The following is an 18,142-nucleotide window of genomic DNA, read 5'->3' on the forward strand; positions in this document are numbered from 1 at the left end:
TTTTTCATAAATTACTTTACAAAATTAATATACCCAATTAATAAAAGGATAAACTTAATCTCAGTCTAGAGAAGTATTTTATTTTTTATTAAAGACAAGAATAGAAAGTTCATATATAATTAATTTTGAGGTGAACTGTATGTCTTTTCTTAAGAAACACGCCGAGATTATCTATAGTTACTTGATCGGTATCGTTTCACTCTTCACAGGTCTCATTATCTTGATCAATTTGCCTTTAATTCATAAACTAAAAAATAAAGATAAAATTGACTTAAAAATACATAATATATGGGACTTTCTTAATGCATTTTTTAGTGAAATAATTAGAGTGATGAGTAGATTCATAGGCAACTTTCCAGTTGTAAGTGCAGTCATAATTATTCTATTTGGTATTCTAGTCATATTGATTGGATATACGTTATTTAGAACAACCAAATACGATTACGACATCTCAATTTTCTTTTTAGTCATTGGTATTTTATACTTCCTCATTACAATTACATTGATGACTCAAGTATATGGTTTTTGGGCAATTATATTCGTTATTCCATTTGTGATTCATACAGGATATATCGTTTATAAAGATGAATTGTATCAAGAAAATAGAAAAGTTCATTATTTATGGATTATTATTTCATATGGAATAAGTTACTTGATTACTCAAATGTCATTGTATGGCAAAATCGATGCAAATGAGATTGAGCCTATTGATATTTTAAGTGTAAATACATTCTTCATCATTATGTGGTTATTAGCTCAAGCGGCAATTTGGAATTTCTTATTCTTACGCCGTGCGTTACCTTTAACAAAAGAAGAATTAGGGGAAGAAGAGCCTGAATTATCAAGAACTCAAAAAGGAAACGTTTCGACTCAATCAAAAGTTCATTTTAAACAACTTCAAGATAAAACATCAGAATATGCACATAAGACAAGAAGAAGTGTAGATTTAGATAAAATTAGATCTAAACGCGATAAATTTAAAAGTAAATTTAAAAATATTGTAGATATAGAAGAAGATGATATTCCTAAGTGGATGAGACGTCCTAAATGGATTAAACCAGCATATGTGGAAATTTTCTGTGGGTTTATCTTATTCTTATTTACATTTATAGAATTTAATAACAGAAATGCTCTATTTGTATCTGGAGAATGGGAATTATCACAAACTCAATACGTGATTGAATGGATTACATTGTTAATATTACTCTTTATTATTATCATTTACATTGCTACGACATTTACTCATTTTTTAAGAGGCAAATTTTACTATTTACAGTTGTTTATGATTAGTATTCTATTTTTCAAATTGCTTACTGAATTTATTAATATAATGATTCATGGTCTATTACTTTCAATATTTATAACACCTACATTAATTATTATGTTAATACCTGTAATTATAGCATTTTCATTGCAATTAAAAGAAAAACCATAATCTGAGTAAGGGAGTGGAATAGAATTCATTTTTGAATTCATTGTTCCACTTCTTTTTTTAATTTAATATTTAGGTGAAGAATTTTAAATTTGTTAAAATAGTAGAGTAAATCACAACAGATTCGTTAAAAAAATTAAAATAGGAGAAATTAAAATGAAAATAGCAACTTTAAATAAAGGCAAAGAAACTAAATATTTAAATCAATATCCTTTAGTTGAAGAAGAAGATATTTTTCAACATGATCATTTAAAAGAAGGTGACTTGTTTAATATAGTTACTGAAAATAACCAATACATAGCAACAGCTTATGTAGGACGTCAACATAAAGGCATAGGATGGGTAATTACATATAGCCAAGAAGAAGATATCAATATTACTTTCTTTGAAAATTTATTTAAAAAAGCGCTAGAAGAAAGAGCGTATTACTACAATATAGAAGGAACTAATGCTTTTAGACTATTTAATGCTGAGGGAGATGGCGTTGGAGGCTTAACTATTGATAATTATAATGGACATTTACTTATTCAATGGTATTCAAAAGGAATTTACAAGTTTCGTTATATAATTATTGAAGCAATAAAAAAAGTATTTAAATTTGAATCTGTTTTTGAAAAAATGCGCTTTAAAGATACGGAGTATACAGGGGGACATGTACTTGGAAAAACTCCAGAATTTCCAATAGTTATTGAAGAAAATTTTACATTTTACAATGTTGATTTAAACGATGGATTGATGACAGGAATATTTTTAGATCAAAAAGAAGTTCGTAAAAAATTACGTGATTATTTTGCCGAAAATAGAAGTGTTTTAAATCTATTTAGTTATACGGGCGCGTTTTCAGTAGTAGCATCTAAAAATGCTAAAGTTACAACAAGTGTAGATTTAGCTAATCGTTCTCGTACATTAACCGAAGAAAATTTTGGGTTAAATGGTGTAGACCCTAAAAGTCAATATATCTATGTTATGGATACATTTGATTTTTATAATTATGCAGCACGTCATGGAAAACAATATGACACAATAGTTATTGATCCGCCTAGTTTTGCACGTAATAAAAAGAAAACTTTTTCAGTACAAAAAAATTATGATGATTTAATTAATGGTGCTTTAGATGTTTTAGCACCAGATGGTACATTGCTGCTATGTACAAATTCAAGTGCTTTTTCTTTAAAAGCATTTAAAAATGTAATTAAGAAAACATTGGAACAAGCTAACGTAGAATATGAAATAGAAGAAGTCATGGGATTACCAAAAGACTTTAAAACACATCCACATTATAAACCTTCTAAATATTTAAAAGCTGTATTCATAAATATTAAGCATTAAAGTACTGAAATAGGGTATTACATGTATGTTGAAAATATTATGAAAAACGAAAGGTGAGTTAGTAAATGGGGATTATTCATAAAATTACAAATGGAGTTACTGATAAAGTTGGTAAAAAAGTCTTAGATATAGAAGAAATTAACGAAAAAGATATCTTACCTAAAAACGAAGAAGAAATTGCACAACGTAGAGAAAAAGCTAAAGCAGTCGTTAAGAAAAAATCTTTATTATCTTCAGGGATGAGTGTTGTGCCAATTCCAGGATTAGACTTTGGTGTAGATATCAAATTGATGAAAGATATTATTGAAGATATTAATAAAATTTACGGTCTTGATCAAAAACAAGTCAATTCTCTTGGTGAAGATGTTAAAGAACGTATTTTATCAGCAGCAGCAATTCAAGGTAGTTCAATGATTGGTGAAAAAGTAACTAGTGGTGCTTTGAAATTAATTATTAGAGATGTTGCTAAGCGTACAGCAGCAAAACAAACAAAATGGTTCCCAGTAGTGGGGCAAGCTGTTTCAGCTTCAATTAGTTACTACTTTATGAATAAATTAGGTCAAGATCATATAGAAAAATGTGAAAAAGTTTTACGTGATATTATTTAATTTTTTAAAAATGTAGTATAATAAAAGCGAAGAAATTTATATATAATATTAGAAAATTGACTGACATAAAGCTATACCTATTATAAGTAATCAAACTTTGTTTGATTACTTATATAATGATTGCTACTTTGCTAACATAAGTGTATTTTTCTATAATAATTCAATTATATAAGAATTGAATTCAGTTATATATTTTGGTAGTGTTAGGGTATAAATTTTTATGTTAGATAATAAGAAAATTAATTTTCTAACTTACGGAGGAGAAATAGATTATGGAACAAAAATCATATGTAATTGTTGACGAAACTGGAATTCATGCACGTCCAGCTACAATGCTAGTGCAAACAGCATCTAAATTTGATTCAGATATTCAATTAGAATATAACGGTAAAAAAGTAAATTTAAAATCAATTATGGGCGTTATGAGTTTAGGTGTAGGTAAAGATGCTGAAATCACTATCTATGCTGATGGAAGCGATGAACAAGATGCAATTCAAGCGATCAGTGAAGTTTTATCAAAAGAAGGTTTAACAGAGTAATTATGTCTAAATTAATTAAAGGTATTGCAGCTTCTGATGGAGTTGCAATTGCCAAAGCATATTTACTAGTAGAACCTGATTTATCATTTACGAATGAGAACATTACTGATACTGATGCTGAAATTAAAAAGTTCAGAAATGCTTTAGAAGCTTCCAAAATTGAATTAACAAAAATTAGAAATAATGCTGAAAAATCATTAGGTGCAGATAAAGCTGCTATTTTTGATGCACATTTACTTGTACTTGATGATCCAGAGTTAATTCAGCCAATTGAAGATAAAATTGCGAATGAGAAAGTAAGTGCTCCAGAAGCACTAAATGAAGTTACGACTCAATTCATTACTATTTTTGAATCTATGGATAATGAATATATGAGAGAACGTGCAGCAGATATTCGTGACGTTTCTAAGCGTGTACTTGCTCATCTTTTAGGCGTGGACTTACCAAATCCTAGTATGATTGATGAAAGTGTAGTTATTATAGGAAATGATTTAACACCATCTGATACTGCACAATTAAACAAAGAGTTTGTTCAAGGTTTTGTTACAAATATTGGTGGACGTACAAGTCATTCTGCAATTATGAGCCGTTCATTAGAAATTGCAGCCGTGGTGGGTACTAAATCGATTACTCATGAAGTAAAACAAGGAGATATGGTTATTGTTGACGGTATTACTGGTGACGTTATCATAGATCCAACTGAAGATGAACTCATTGCTTATCAAAATAAACGTGAGCGTTTCTTTGAAGATAAAAAAGAATTACAAAAACTTCGTGATGCTGAAACTGTAACTGTTGACGGTGAACATGCAGAATTAGCTGCTAATATTGGTACACCTGATGATTTATATGGTGTTATGGAAAATGGCGCTGAAGGAATTGGTCTTTATAGAACAGAATTTTTATATATGGGTAGAGATCAAATGCCAACTGAAGACGAACAATTTGAAGCATATAAAAAAGTTTTAGAAACTATGAAAGATAAACGTGTTGTTGTACGTACTTTAGATATTGGTGGAGATAAAGAATTACCATATTTAAATTTACCTAAAGAAATGAATCCATTCTTAGGTTATCGTGCAATTCGTTTGTGCTTAGATCAACAAGACATCTTCAGAACACAATTACGTGCGTTATTACGCGCATCTGCTTATGGTAAATTAAATATTATGTTCCCAATGGTAGCTACTATTAAAGAGTTTAGAGATGCTAAAGCTATTCTTTTAGAAGAAAAAGATAAATTAACTAGCGAAGGACAAGAAGTTGCTGATGATATCGAAGTAGGTATCATGGTAGAGATTCCTTCTACTGCTGCGTTAGCTGATATCTTTGCTAAAGAAGTAGATTTCTTTAGTATAGGAACTAATGACTTAATTCAATATACTATGGCAGCTGATCGTATGTCTGAACGTGTTTCATATTTATATCAACCATATAATCCAGCAATTTTACGTTTAGTTAAACAGGTTATTGAAGCTTCTCATAAAGAAGGTAAATGGACTGGTATGTGTGGTGAAATGGCTGGCGATGAAACAGCAATTCCATTATTATTAGGTTTAGGATTAGATGAATTCTCTATGAGTGCAACTTCTATTCTTAAAGCTAGAAGACAAATTAATGGTTTAAGTAAAAACGAAATGACGGAATTAGCAAATCGTGCCATTAATTGTGCAACACAAGATGAAGTTAAAGAACTTGTTCATCACATTTCTAAATAATATTAAAAATACCTGAGACAACTTATGATGTCTCAGGTTCTTTTTTTATATACTACAGTTGGATATCAAATATTTTGTTAATTTTTTCTAAATCTACCTGATACATAGGCTCCTCATTTAATAAGATAAATGGTGTAGAGAATGCATCATATTCTAACATTTCCTTACGATAAGAAGGATACTTAATATTTTTTTCAATAAAATTAATATGATGTTCCGTTAAATAATTTTTTAAAAAATTACAAGGTGGACAATCATCTTGTGTATAGATAATTATTTTAGACATAAATCATATTCTCCTTTTAATTATACTTTTCTTACTATATATAAGGTAATTAAAAAATGCAAATTGTGAATTTTATGTGAATTCCATTTAAATTCTCTATTAAAAAGTAAACAAAAAAATTTTAGTTACTAATGTTTAGGTATATAATTTAAATCTATAGGCTTTAATTTTAAATTATAGAAAAGGTGGTTAAGTATGAATTCTGTCGAAATTAGTCGTTTTTTGACAGGGATGACATTAGGCGTTCATATTATTTTTGCTACTATTGGAGTAGGAATGCCATTAATGTTTGCAATCGCAGAGTTTTTAGGGATCAAAAAGAAAGATCCTAAATATATAGCATTAGCAAAACGTTGGTCAAAAGGGTATACGATTACAGTTGCAGTTGGAGTTGTAACTGGAACAATTATTGGATTACAACTTTCACTTGTTTGGCCTACGTTTATGAAAATGGGTGGCCATGTTATCGCGCTTCCTCTTTTTATGGAAACATTTGCTTTCTTCTTTGAAGCAATCTTTTTAAGTATTTATCTATATACATGGAATCGTTTTAAAAATCAATGGATACATTTTTTAATTAGTTTACCTGTTATTATTGGTGGTTCATTCTCAGCGTTCTTTATTACTTCAGTGAACTCATTTATGAATACTCCAGCAGGTTTTGAAATGAAAAAAGGCAAAATGGTTAATGTTCAACCATTTGAAGCAATGTTCAATTCTTCATTTTTAGTTAGAGCATTTCATGTTGTTGCAACAGCTGGTATGACGATGGCGTTTATTTTGGCAGCAATCGCTGCATTTAAATTATTGAAAAATAAATATAGTGAAGATGCGCCATATCATAAAAAAGCGTTAAAAATGACTATGATTCTTGGATTTATTCAAACATTATTATCAATGTTAGCTGGAGATTTGTCTGCTAAGTTTCTTCATAAAGTACAACCAGAAAAATTAGCCGCCTACGAGTGGCATTTTGATACACATTCTAAAGCAGATTTAGTATTTTTTGGTGTCTTAAATGAAAAAACACAAGAAGTTTCAGGAGCCATAAAAATTCCTGGATTACTGAGCTTTTTAGCTGATAATAATATTAATACTAAAGTAAAAGGTTTAAATGAATTTCCTAAAAATGATTTACCTCCATTAATCGTTCATTATTTCTTTGATTTAATGGTATCGATGGGAATCTTTTGTTTTATCGTATCAGGCATTTTCATATTAGCATTAATGATAAAAAAACTACGTCCTATTATAACTAAAAAAGTAATGCTTTATGCAGTACTTTTAACAGGACCTGCTTCAATGCTTGCTATAGAGTTTGGTTGGTTCTTAACTGAAATGGGACGTCAACCATGGATTGTTAGAGGTTACATGCGTGTTAGCCAAGCTGCTACACAGGCAGGAGGAATTACGTTAGTAACAATTCTATTCGGTTTACTTTATTTTGTACTTCTCTTTACATCTGCCTATGTATTATTGAGAATGTTTAGAAATAAACCAGCTCGCGAGGATATTGATAAAGTGATTGGAGGTCAAGAATAATGGATTATACTGGCATAGGTATTACAGTATTATGGACTTTCCTATTTTTTTATATTATCGTAGCGTCTATTGATTTTGGTGCTGGATTTTTAACTTTGCATACAAAATTAACGGGAGAAGAAAAAAAGATTAATCATCTTATAGAAAGATATTTAAATCCTGTATGGGAAGTAACAAATGTATTTTTTGTATTTTTCTTTGTAGGTTTTGTAGGATTTTTCCCAGATTCAGCTCTTTATTTAGGGACAGTGTTATTAGTTCCTGGTTCAATCGCTTTAATTCTTATTTCTATTAGAAGTAGTTTTTATGCTTTTGAACATTATGGACAAGATAATAAACTACCCTGGATATTTTTATATGGTATTACTGGACTTTTAATACCCGCAGCACTCGCAACTGTATTGACTATCTCAGAAGGTGGATACATTAATGAACAAGGCAATCATTTTGATTTGGATTGGGTACAGTTACTATTAAGTCCTTTCGCATGGTCAGTTGTATTTTTAGCAATTGTAAGTGTATTATATATATCATCAGGATTTTTAACATATTATGCTTCTAAAGCAAAAGATAAAGTAGCTTATAAATTTATGCGTCAATGGTTTATGTTCTGGGGTCCACCGATGATTATTATTTCATTATTTGTATTCTTATCATTAAGAATACAAAACTCTAATCACTTTTATAATGCAATTACGCATTATTGGTGGATGTTTGCAATTAGTTTTATTTTCTTCTTAATTGCAGGAATTTTAAATATGATTAAAAAGTATCATGGTTTAGCATTTATTATGGTAATTTTACAAATGGCTTTCGCTTTTTACGGATACGGTATGAGTAAGTTACCTTATATTCTTTATCCATATATTAAAATTTCAGATTCAGGTGTAAACTCATCAATGGGCTTAGCATTAACAATCGTCTTTATTTTAGGTTTACTTTTATTACTTCCATCGTTAATATTGTTATTGAGATTATTCGTTTTCGATAAACAATATGTGGAAGGTAAAAAGTAATTTAAATTAAGAGAGGAGCTAAAATGAGAGTAATTTATATTTATAGAACTTTGAATAAGTTTCTAGTATATAAATGAACTTATCATTTTAGCTCTTATTTTTTAGATAGGAGTTCCAGAAGTCATGGAGAAAGAGTATGTAGTGATAGGATTAGGTCGTTTTGGAGGAAGTATTGTAAGAGAGCTAAATGCTTTAGATATGGATGTTATGGCTATTGATAGAGATGAAGCTCGAGTAAATGAATATAGTGAAATTGCGACACATGCTGTTGTAGCTGACACTACAGATGAAGCGGTAATGAAAAGTTTAGGTATACGAAATTTTGACCATGTCATTGTGGCAATAGGTGAGAATATTCAATCTAGTACATTAACAACTTTAATATTGAAAGAATTAGGTGTTAAAAAAGTTACGGCCAAAGCACAAAACGATTATCATGCAAAGATTTTGAATAAAATTGGTGCTGATACTGTGGTACATCCAGAAAGAGATATGGGTCGTCGTATTGCACATAATGTAGCAAGTGCAAGTGTACTAGACTACCTTGAACTCGCAGATGAGCATTCATTAGTAGAGTTAAAAGTAAGTGAAAAATTGACTGGTCAAACAATCAGAGATTTAGATATTCGAGCACAATTCGGTATTAATATTATTGCAATAAAAAGAGGACGAGAAATCATTGTGTCACCAGATCCAAACATGAATATTGAAATTGGAGATATTATGATAATGATCGGCCACGATAATGATTTAAATCGTTTTGAGAAAAAAATAGTAAGATAGTAAAACACACGGTATTTCTTAAGAAATACCGTGTGTGTTTATTCTTCATTTACTTTCATAATTACTGGTAAAATCATTGGACGACGAGCTGTTTTTTCATATAAATACGGCTGTAACGTTTCAATGATTGAAGATTTAATTTGATGCCATTGAATATCATCATTTGAATTTAGTTTTGAAATAACATCCGTTTTAATTTTTCGTTGTGCATCATAAATTAATTGGCCAGATTCACGCATGTAAACAAAACCACGTGAAATAATATCTGGACCTGAAAGAAGTTTATTTGTATTAAAATCAATACTTACTACAACAATAACCAATCCTTCTTCAGATAATAATTTACGATCTCGAATGACAACATTACCAATATCACCGATGCCACTTCCATCAACTAATACATTACCAGATGGAATTCGACCAGCTTTACGCGCAGAATCGTGTGTTAAAGCTAAAACATCACCAATATCAAAAATAAAGACATTTTCTTCTTTAACACCACAATCAATACCTGTTTGACCATGAGCTTTTAGCATACGATATTCACCATGAATAGGTAAGAAGTATTTAGGTTGAATTAAACGAAGCATTAACTGCTGGTCGCCTTGGGAACCATGTCCTGATGTATGAATGTTAGAAATCTTACTGTGAATAACATCAGCACCAGCTTTATATAATGCGTTAATTGTACGATTGATACTTTTAGTATTCCCTGGAATAGGAGAAGAACTGAATACTACAGTATCATCAGGTATAATTTTAATTTGTTTGTGTGTACCATTAGCGATACGTGAAAGTGCAGCCATTGGTTCACCTTGAGAGCCAGTGCATAAAATAAGTAACTCGTGTTTAGGAATATTATTAATTTTGTTAGGCTCAACAAATGTTTCTGGGGGTGCTTTGATATAACCCAGCTCCATACCAATCTTAATATTATTTTCCATTGAACGGCCAAAAGTTACAATTTTACGATTATATTTAATTGCTGCTTCCACCGCTTGTTGGACACGATAGATGTTTGATGCAAAGGTTGCGAAAATAATACGACCTTTACAGTTACGGAAAATTTTATCGACATTTTGTCCAACTTCACGTTCACTTAATGTGAAATCAGGAACTAGCGCATTCGTAGAGTCAGATAACAAGCATAATACGCCTTCTTTACCAAGCTCTGCCATTTTGGCGATATTAGCAGGCGCACCAACAGGTGTAAAATCAAATTTAAAGTCACCAGTATGGACAATTTTACCTTCAGGTGTGTCAACAACAACACCATATGCTTCTGGGATACTATGCGTAGTTAAGTAAAAAGAAATTTCAAAATGTTTAGATTTTATAACACTATCTTCTGTAATTTCATTTAAACTAGCATTACGCAGTAAATTGTGTTCTTCTAATTTATTGCGTATTAAACCTAAAGCTAAAGGGCCACCATAAATAGGTACATTAATTTGCTTTAATAGGTAGGGCACACCACCTATATGGTCTTCATGTCCATGAGTAATAAATAAACCAACAATTTTATCTTGATTTTGTTCTAAGTAGGTATAATCAGGAATAACGTAGTCTATACCTAATAAATTATCATCAGGGAACTTAATTCCAGCATCGATGATAACAATTTCATCTTTATACTCCACAGCATAAGTGTTTTTACCAACCTCACCTAAGCCGCCTAGAGCATATACACCTACTTCATTAGAATGTAATTGTTTCATTATTGAGCGTTCTCCACATTAAAGTGATCAGAATGTTCTTTTTCATATTCTAAATGTGCGCCCTCTAATTTAGTAATAAATTCGATATTATAATTGCGATCTTTTAAATAACGTCTTACTTGTTCTTCAGTTTCACCTTCAACATAAATTGTATTTGTGTTCTCACGAACAATTACTTCGTCTTTATTATGTTGAAAAAATACTTTAAATACTGCCATGATATATATTTCCTCCTAAATAAATGTTTATTTATTGTCTTATGAGCACAAGTAGAAAATAAATAAAATATACATGTTTATTTATTTTCACATCTAACGTGAATGCTACATAACAGGCATTTTAAATTTTTAATATAAAATAATATTTATTTTACTGTGCTTAAAGGCAAATCATACATGTCGTTCATTTTTTGAAAGATAGTAATTTACTATGATTTCAGTTAATTTTTATTTTACCTTATGTATCAGAATAAATAAAGCAGTTTATATGTAGTAAAAGTAGGAGGAAATTGAATAAAAAAAGAAAAACCTAACACATTTATTACAATAATGTAAAAATGCATTAGGCTTGAATATTAAACTTCAACTGAGTCTGGTAATGGAGTAAGAGGATGATCTTTATCGATATAATCGTAGAACATAATACCATTTAAATGATCAATTTCATGTTGAAATACAATTGCTGGATAACCTTTTAAACGTAATTTAACTTCATTACCATCAATATCATAAGCTTTAATTGTTGTTCTATAATGACGATGAACTAAACCAGGTATATTTTCATCTACACTTAAACAACCCTCACCAGTAGGTAAATAAGCGTGTTGAACACTATGACTAATTACTTTAGGATTGACCAACATATAGTCGTAAGATTTACCTTCCCCATCGTCAGGTAAATACACAGCTATCATTTTTTTTGAAATATTAATTTGTGGTGCAGCTAAACCTACTCCAGAGCGTAGACCATATTTTTTAGCAATTTCATCATCTTGACTATTAATTAAAAATTCACGCATATCACGCAAAGTATTTTTGTCTTCTTCAGAAAGAGGTAAATTCACGTCTTTTGCTTTTTCGCGTAACGTAGGATGTCCATCTCTAATAATATCTTTCATTGTTAACATGTTATACACCTTCCTTATATAATATAAAATATAACAGATAATATACATTTACGTACATTATATAGTTTCATTTGATTTATAAACTATCTTTATATAATATTACAATCGAAACACTATGAGGAGGAATGACATTAATGAAATTACGTAAAACCATAGTTGTTGCAGCTGCCTCTACACTTTTATTAGCTGGTTGTACAACTGATAAAAAAGAGGTAAAAGCTTATGACGATAATGTTCAAAAAGCATTTGATAAAGAACAATCTATAAATGAGGTTAGTAAAAAACTAAATTCACTTGAAGAAAAGAAACAAGGTTTGTATAAAAAAGCAAATAGTAATGACAGTAATACACGTAGTAAAGCAGCTGACGATGTACTTGATAATATTGATAAACGAGAAAAAACCTTTGATAAGGAAGTTTCAATTTTAAAAAATTCCGAAAAGCAATTTAAAAAAGGCGATTCTCATATTAACGATATTAAAAATGATAATAAAAGAAAAGAAGTTAAACAACTTGATGATGCTATAAAAAACAAATATAAAACACATGACGACTATGCTAAGGCTTATAGAAATGTATTAAGTAAAGAAAAAGATTTATTTGAATTAGTCAAACAAGATGGAGTAACGCAATCTCAAGTAGACGAAAAAAACAATGCGCTTAATAAAGCTCAAGAAAACTTTAAGAAAAAATTCCAGGCTTATGCTAAGGCAATGAATACAGTTAATAAAGAAAAACAAGACGTCGATCATTTAATCTCTTAACATCACTAATACAGTGTTAATTGTTACATTGATACAGTTTCTCAGACTGTATCTTTTTTTAGTAATACAGAACTTTATGAAAATGTTTAACAGTCTAAAATAATTGTGGTACACTATGAGTGGATAAAATGAATTTCTATTATATGGGAAAGGTATGGTGAATTGAATGGCTCCTAAGTTACAAGCCCAATTCGATGCAGTAAAAGTATTAAATGATACTCAGTCGAAATTTGAAATGGTTCAAATTTTGGACGTAGATGGTAATGTCGTAAATGAAGACTTAGTACCTGATTTAACTGATGAACAATTAGTAGAATTAATGGAAAGAATGGTGTGGACACGTATTCTTGACCAACGTTCTATTTCTTTAAATAGACAAGGTCGTTTAGGTTTCTATGCTCCAACAGCAGGACAAGAAGCATCTCAATTAGCTTCTCAATATGCTTTAGAAAAAGAAGACTTCATTTTACCTGGTTACCGTGATGTACCACAACTTATTTGGCACGGTTTACCGTTAACTGATGCTTTTTTATTCTCAAGAGGTCACTTTAAAGGTAACCAATTCCCTGAAGGCGTAAACGCATTCAGTCCACAAATCATTATCGGTGCACAATATATCCAAACAGCTGGTGTGGCATTCGGTATTAAAAAACGTGGTAAAAAAGCAGTTGCTATCACTTACACTGGTGATGGTGGTTCTTCACAAGGTGATTTCTACGAAGGTATTAACTTTGCTTCTGCTTATAAAGCACCAGCAATCTTTGTTATCCAAAACAATAACTATGCTATTTCTACTCCACGTAGTAAACAAACAGCTGCTACTACATTAGCTCAAAAAGCAATTGCAGTAGGTATCCCTGGTATCCAAGTTGATGGTATGGATGCATTAGCTGTATATCAAGCTACTAAAGAAGCTCGTGATCGCGCAATTAATGGTGAAGGTCCAACATTAATCGAAACTATGACTTATCGTTATGGTCCACATACAATGGCTGGAGATGATCCAACTCGTTACAGAACTTCAGATGAAGATGCAGAGTGGGAGAAAAAAGACCCGTTAGTTCGTTTCAGAAAATTCTTAGAAAATAAAGGATTATGGAGCGAAGAGAAAGAAAACGAAGTTATTGAACGTGCTAAAGACGACATCAAGAAAGCAATTAAAGAGGCTGACAATACTCCAAAACAAACTGTTCTTGATTTAATGGATATCATGTATGAAGATATGCCTCAAAATTTAGCTGAACAATATGAAATTTACAAAGAGAAGGAGTCGAAATAAGCCATGGCACAAATGACAATGGTTCAAGCGATTAACAATGCGCTTAAAACTGAATTGCAAAATGACGAAAACGTTTTAATTTTCGGTGAAGACGTTGGTGTTAACGGCGGTGTATTCCGTGTTACTGAAGGTTTACAAAAAGAATTCGGTGAAGACCGTGTATTCGACACACCATTAGCTGAATCTGGTATTGGTGGTTTAGCTCTTGGTTTAACTGTAGAAGGTTTCCGTCCTGTAATGGAAATTCAATTCTTAGGATTCGTATTTGAAGTGTTTGATGAAGTTGCTGGTCAAATTGCTCGTACGCGTTTCCGTTCAGGTGGTTCTAAAACTGCTCCTGTAACAATTCGTACACCATTTGGTGGTGGGGTACACACTCCAGAATTACACGCAGATAACTTAGAAGGTATTTTAGCTCAATCACCAGGTATTAAAGTAGTTATTCCATCTGGTCCTTATGATGCTAAAGGTTTATTACTTTCATCAATCAGATCAAACGATCCAGTTGTATATTTAGAGCACATGAAATTATATCGTTCATTCCGTGAAGAAGTTCCTGAAGAAGAATATACAATTGAAATTGGTAAAGCAAATGTCAAAAAAGAAGGTAATGACATTACATTAATTGCATACGGTGCAATGGTACAAGAATCTGAAAAAGCTGCAGAAGAACTTGAAAAAGAAGGTTACTCTGTAGAAGTTATCGATTTACGTACAGTTCAACCAATCGATATTGATACATTAGTTGCATCAGTTGAAAAAACTGGTCGTGCAGTAGTTGTTCAAGAAGCTCAACGTCAAGCTGGTGTTGGTGCTACTGTAGCAGCTGAATTAGCTGAACGTGCTATTCTTTCATTAGAAGCTCCAATTGCACGTGTTGCTGCTGCTGATACTGTATATCCATTTACTCAAGCTGAAAACGTTTGGTTACCAAATAAAAATGATATTATTGAACAAGCTAAAGCTACTTTAGAATTCTAATAGTATATACAAAACAGTAAGCTATATATGAATCTATATATTTAAAATAAGTATTTTCTATTTATTTTATGTATATATAATTAATTGTAAACTAGAGACGTAGGACAAAATGATAAAGTGTTAACAGACACGACATATTATTCTGTCCTTCCTCTATGTTATAAATTTATTTAAATAATAAATATTTAAATCTTAGGAGGATAAGAACGTGGCATTTGAATTTAGACTACCCGACATTGGTGAAGGTATCCACGAAGGTGAAATCGTTAAGTGGTTTGTTTCAGCCGGAGATACAATTGAAGAGGATGACGTATTAGCAGAGGTTCAAAATGATAAATCTGTAGTAGAAATCCCATCTCCTGTAAGCGGTACAATTGAAGAAGTAGTAGTTGAAGAAGGCACTGTAGCAGTTGTAGGTGATGTCATTGTTAAAATTGACGCACCAGATGCAGAAGAAATGCAATTTAAAGGTCATGATGATGACGATGCTTCATCTAAAGAAGAAGAACCTGCAAAAGAAGAAGCTAAAACTGAAGAAACTCCAGCAGCTTCAACATCACAAGATGAAAAAGTAGACGAAAACAGACGAATTAAAGCAATGCCATCTGTACGTAAATATGCACGTGAAAAAGGCGTGAACATTAAAGCAGTTTCTGGTTCAGGTAAAAATGGACGTATTACTAAAGAAGACATCGATAACCACTTAAATGGTGGCGGTGCTCAAGCAGCAACAGCTTCAAATGAAAGTGCAGCTGCTTCAACATCAGAAGATACTTCTGCAGTTCAAACTCAATCAGTACCTGAAGGAGACTTCCCTGAAACTACAGAAAAAATCCCTGCTATGCGTAAAGCAATTGCTAAAGCAATGGTTAACTCAAAACACACTGCTCCACACGTAACATTAATGGATGAAATTGATGTTCAAGACTTATGGGATCACCGTAAAAAATTCAAAGAAGTTGCAGCTGAACAAGGTATTAAATTAACATTCTTACCATATGTTGTTAAAGCGCTTGTTTCTGCACTTAAAAAATACCCAGCACTGAATACGTCATTTAATGAAGAAGCTGGTGAAATTGTACACAAACATTACTGGAATATCGGTATCGCTGCAGATACTGAAAGAGGTTTATTAGTACCTGTAGTTAAAAATGCAGATCGTAAATCTATTTTCCAAATCTCAGATGAAATCAATGAATTAGCTGTTAAAGCTCGTGATGGTAAATTAACATCTCAAGAAATGAGCGGTGCTACATGTACAATTAGTAACATCGGTTCAGCTGGTGGACAATGGTTCACTCCAGTTATCAATCACCCAGAAGTAGCTATTTTAGGTATTGGACGTATTGCTCAAAAACCTATTGTTAAAGATGGTGAAATTGTAGCAGCTCCAGTATTAGCATTATCATTAAGCTTTGACCACAGACAAATTGATGGTGCAACTGGTCAAAATGCTATGAATCATATCAAACGCTTATTAAATAATCCAGAATTATTATTAATGGAGGGGTAAAACATGGTAGTTGGAGATTTCCCAATTGAAACAGATACTATTGTAATCGGAGCAGGTCCTGGTGGATATGTTGCTGCAATTCGTGCAGCTCAATTAGGACAAAAAGTTACTATTGTTGAAAAAGGTGACTTAGGTGGTGTGTGCTTAAACGTTGGATGTATTCCATCAAAAGCGTTATTACATGCTTCTCATCGTTTCGTAGAAGCTCAACACTCTGAAAATTTAGGAATTATTGCTGAAAGCGTATCACTTAAATTTGATAAAGTTCAAGAATTTAAACAATCAGTTGTTAATAAATTAACTGGCGGTGTTGAAGGTTTATTAAAAGGTAATAAAGTTGACATCGTTCGTGGTGAAGCTTATTTCGTAGATGAAAATAGTTTACGTGTTATGGATGAGAAAAGTGCTCAAACGTATAACTTCAAAAATGCTATTATTGCAACTGGTTCAAGACCAATTGAAATTCCTAATTTTGAATTTGGCAAACGCGTTATCGATTCAACAGGCGCTTTAAACTTACAAGAAGTTCCTGGTAAATTAGTAGTTGTCGGTGGCGGTTATATTGGTTCAGAACTTGGTACTGCCTTTGCTAACTTCGGTTCTGAAGTTACAATTTTAGAAGGTGCTAAAGAAATTCTTGGCGGTTTCGAAAAACAAATGGTTCAACCTGTTAAAAAAGGTATGAAAGAAAAAGGCGTTGAAATTATCACTGAAGCTATGGCTAAAAACGCTGAAGAAACTGAAAACGGTGTTAAAGTTACTTACGAAGCTAAAGGTGAAGAAAAAACAATTGAAGCTGATTATGTATTAGTAACTGTAGGTCGTCGTCCAAATACAGACGAATTAGGCTTAGAAGAATTAGGTCTTAAATTTGCTGATCGTGGATTATTAGAAGTAGACAAACAAAGTCGTACTTCTATTAAAAACATCTACGCAATTGGTGATATCGTACCTGGTTTACCACTTGCACACAAAGCAAGTTATGAAGGTAAAGTAGCTGCAGAAGTAATCTCAGGTCAAGCATCAGAAGTTGATTACATTGGTATGCCTGCTGTATGCTTCACTGAACCAGAATTAGCTCAAGTTGGCTATACTGAAGCTCAGGCTAAAGAAGAAGGTTTAGATTTCAAAGCATCTAAATTCCCTTATGCTGCTAACGGACGTGCTTTATCATTAGACGATACAACTGGTTTCGTTAAATTAATTACATTAAAAGAAGATGACACAGTTATTGGTGCTCAAGTAGCAGGTAATGGTGCTTCTGATATTATTTCTGAATTAGGTTTAGCTATCGAAGCAGGCATGAATGCTGAAGATATCGCATTAACTGTTCATGCTCACCCAACATTAGGTGAAATGACTATGGAAGTTGCTGAAAAAGCTATTGGATTACCAATCCATACTATGTAATTTCCTTTTGAAATAATTGAAATAACCATTTACGGTGGGACTATGATTTTATAAGGAATCTAGTTCCACCTTTTTTTATAGAATTAAGTTTATATTTT

At 31.6% G+C, this 18,142-nt stretch carries 17 protein-coding genes; 13 read left to right on the forward strand and 4 right to left on the reverse strand.

Annotation, left to right across the window (positions count from 1 at the left end; genetic code table 11):
• The first annotated feature begins 139 nt into the window (after window positions 1-139).
• The 5 genes from auxA to ptsP all read left to right on the forward strand — a co-directional run bounded on the left by auxA (window position 140) and on the right by ptsP (window position 5,626).
• Window positions 140-1,435 (forward strand): lipoteichoic acid stability factor AuxA, encoded by a 1,296-nt coding sequence (gene auxA / locus HMPREF2881_RS08905; RefSeq protein WP_002455501.1) that lies wholly within the window; start codon window positions 140-142, stop codon window positions 1,433-1,435.
• A gap of 153 nt (window positions 1,436-1,588) precedes the next feature.
• On the forward strand, window positions 1,589-2,761 hold the full coding sequence (locus HMPREF2881_RS08910) for a class I SAM-dependent rRNA methyltransferase (protein WP_002488373.1): 1,173 nt from the start codon (window positions 1,589-1,591) through the stop codon (window positions 2,759-2,761).
• A 65-nt stretch (window positions 2,762-2,826) separates the two neighbouring features.
• Entirely contained in the window at window positions 2,827-3,369 is a 543-nt protein-coding gene (locus HMPREF2881_RS08915) for a DUF697 domain-containing protein (RefSeq protein ID WP_002448203.1), read from the forward strand.
• 272 nt (window positions 3,370-3,641) lie between these two features.
• The gene (locus tag HMPREF2881_RS08920; RefSeq protein ID WP_002448249.1) at window positions 3,642-3,908 is read left to right on the forward strand and encodes a phosphocarrier protein HPr; all 267 of its coding nucleotides are present in this window, start codon (window positions 3,642-3,644) and stop codon (window positions 3,906-3,908) included.
• Window positions 3,909-3,910: 2 nt separating this feature from the next.
• Window positions 3,911-5,626, forward strand: a complete 1,716-nt coding sequence (ptsP, locus tag HMPREF2881_RS08925) for a phosphoenolpyruvate--protein phosphotransferase (protein WP_002455498.1) — start codon at window positions 3,911-3,913, stop codon at window positions 5,624-5,626.
• Between the two features lie 52 nt (window positions 5,627-5,678).
• Here the strand turns inward: ptsP and HMPREF2881_RS08930 are convergent, their stop codons facing one another.
• Window positions 5,679-5,912: a glutaredoxin family protein gene (locus HMPREF2881_RS08930; protein ID WP_002448107.1), complete on the reverse strand. Its 234-nt coding sequence runs from the start codon at window positions 5,910-5,912 to the stop codon at window positions 5,679-5,681.
• 195 nt (window positions 5,913-6,107) lie between these two features.
• On the opposite strand from HMPREF2881_RS08930, the gene HMPREF2881_RS08935 reads away from it, so the two are divergent.
• The 3 genes from HMPREF2881_RS08935 to HMPREF2881_RS08945 all read left to right on the forward strand — a co-directional run bounded on the left by HMPREF2881_RS08935 (window position 6,108) and on the right by HMPREF2881_RS08945 (window position 9,253).
• Window positions 6,108-7,454 (forward strand): cytochrome ubiquinol oxidase subunit I, encoded by a 1,347-nt coding sequence (locus HMPREF2881_RS08935; RefSeq protein ID WP_002448254.1) that lies wholly within the window; start codon window positions 6,108-6,110, stop codon window positions 7,452-7,454.
• Window positions 7,454-8,470 carry a cytochrome d ubiquinol oxidase subunit II gene (locus HMPREF2881_RS08940; protein WP_002448141.1) on the forward strand — a complete coding sequence of 339 codons (1,017 nt, stop codon included), beginning with the start codon at window positions 7,454-7,456 and terminating at the stop codon, window positions 8,468-8,470. The genes HMPREF2881_RS08935 and HMPREF2881_RS08940 overlap by 1 nt, the downstream gene beginning before the upstream one ends.
• Window positions 8,471-8,593: 123 nt before the next feature.
• Entirely contained in the window at window positions 8,594-9,253 is a 660-nt protein-coding gene (locus HMPREF2881_RS08945; protein WP_002448135.1) for a potassium channel family protein, read from the forward strand.
• A 38-nt stretch (window positions 9,254-9,291) separates the two neighbouring features.
• On the opposite strand, the gene rnjA is transcribed toward HMPREF2881_RS08945, so the two are convergent.
• The 3 genes from rnjA to def all read right to left on the reverse strand — a co-directional run bounded on the left by rnjA (window position 9,292) and on the right by def (window position 12,097).
• Entirely contained in the window at window positions 9,292-10,971 is a 1,680-nt protein-coding gene (rnjA, locus tag HMPREF2881_RS08950; protein ID WP_002448244.1) for a ribonuclease J1, read from the reverse strand.
• Window positions 10,971-11,189 carry a DNA-dependent RNA polymerase subunit epsilon gene (locus HMPREF2881_RS08955; protein WP_002448185.1) on the reverse strand — a complete coding sequence of 73 codons (219 nt, stop codon included), beginning with the start codon at window positions 11,187-11,189 and terminating at the stop codon, window positions 10,971-10,973. The genes rnjA and HMPREF2881_RS08955 overlap by 1 nt, the downstream gene beginning before the upstream one ends.
• Before the next feature lie 356 nt (window positions 11,190-11,545).
• Complete coding sequence (def, locus tag HMPREF2881_RS08960) at window positions 11,546-12,097, reverse strand: peptide deformylase (RefSeq protein ID WP_002448106.1); 552 nt, start codon at window positions 12,095-12,097, stop codon at window positions 11,546-11,548.
• Window positions 12,098-12,231: 134 nt separating this feature from the next.
• Here def and HMPREF2881_RS08965 point away from each other — a divergent pair, with 134 nt between their 5' ends.
• From HMPREF2881_RS08965 to lpdA, 5 genes are all read left to right on the forward strand, one after another.
• Window positions 12,232-12,861: a YkyA family protein gene (locus HMPREF2881_RS08965; RefSeq protein WP_002448147.1), complete on the forward strand. Its 630-nt coding sequence runs from the start codon at window positions 12,232-12,234 to the stop codon at window positions 12,859-12,861.
• A 166-nt stretch (window positions 12,862-13,027) separates the two neighbouring features.
• Window positions 13,028-14,140 (forward strand): pyruvate dehydrogenase (acetyl-transferring) E1 component subunit alpha, encoded by a 1,113-nt coding sequence (gene pdhA / locus HMPREF2881_RS08970; protein ID WP_002448048.1) that lies wholly within the window; start codon window positions 13,028-13,030, stop codon window positions 14,138-14,140.
• A gap of 3 nt (window positions 14,141-14,143) precedes the next feature.
• Window positions 14,144-15,121 carry an alpha-ketoacid dehydrogenase subunit beta gene (locus HMPREF2881_RS08975; protein ID WP_002448131.1) on the forward strand — a complete coding sequence of 326 codons (978 nt, stop codon included), beginning with the start codon at window positions 14,144-14,146 and terminating at the stop codon, window positions 15,119-15,121.
• Window positions 15,122-15,329: 208 nt separating this feature from the next.
• Window positions 15,330-16,634, forward strand: a complete 1,305-nt coding sequence (locus HMPREF2881_RS08980) for a dihydrolipoamide acetyltransferase family protein (RefSeq protein WP_002488351.1) — start codon at window positions 15,330-15,332, stop codon at window positions 16,632-16,634.
• 3 nt (window positions 16,635-16,637) lie between these two features.
• Window positions 16,638-18,044 carry a dihydrolipoyl dehydrogenase gene (gene lpdA / locus HMPREF2881_RS08985; RefSeq protein WP_002455496.1) on the forward strand — a complete coding sequence of 469 codons (1,407 nt, stop codon included), beginning with the start codon at window positions 16,638-16,640 and terminating at the stop codon, window positions 18,042-18,044.
• The last annotated feature ends 98 nt before the right edge of the window (window positions 18,045-18,142 follow it).

It is taken from the genome of Staphylococcus sp. HMSC057A08, assembly GCF_001812925.1.
GTDB classification, from domain to species: domain Bacteria; phylum Bacillota; class Bacilli; order Staphylococcales; family Staphylococcaceae; genus Staphylococcus; species Staphylococcus hominis.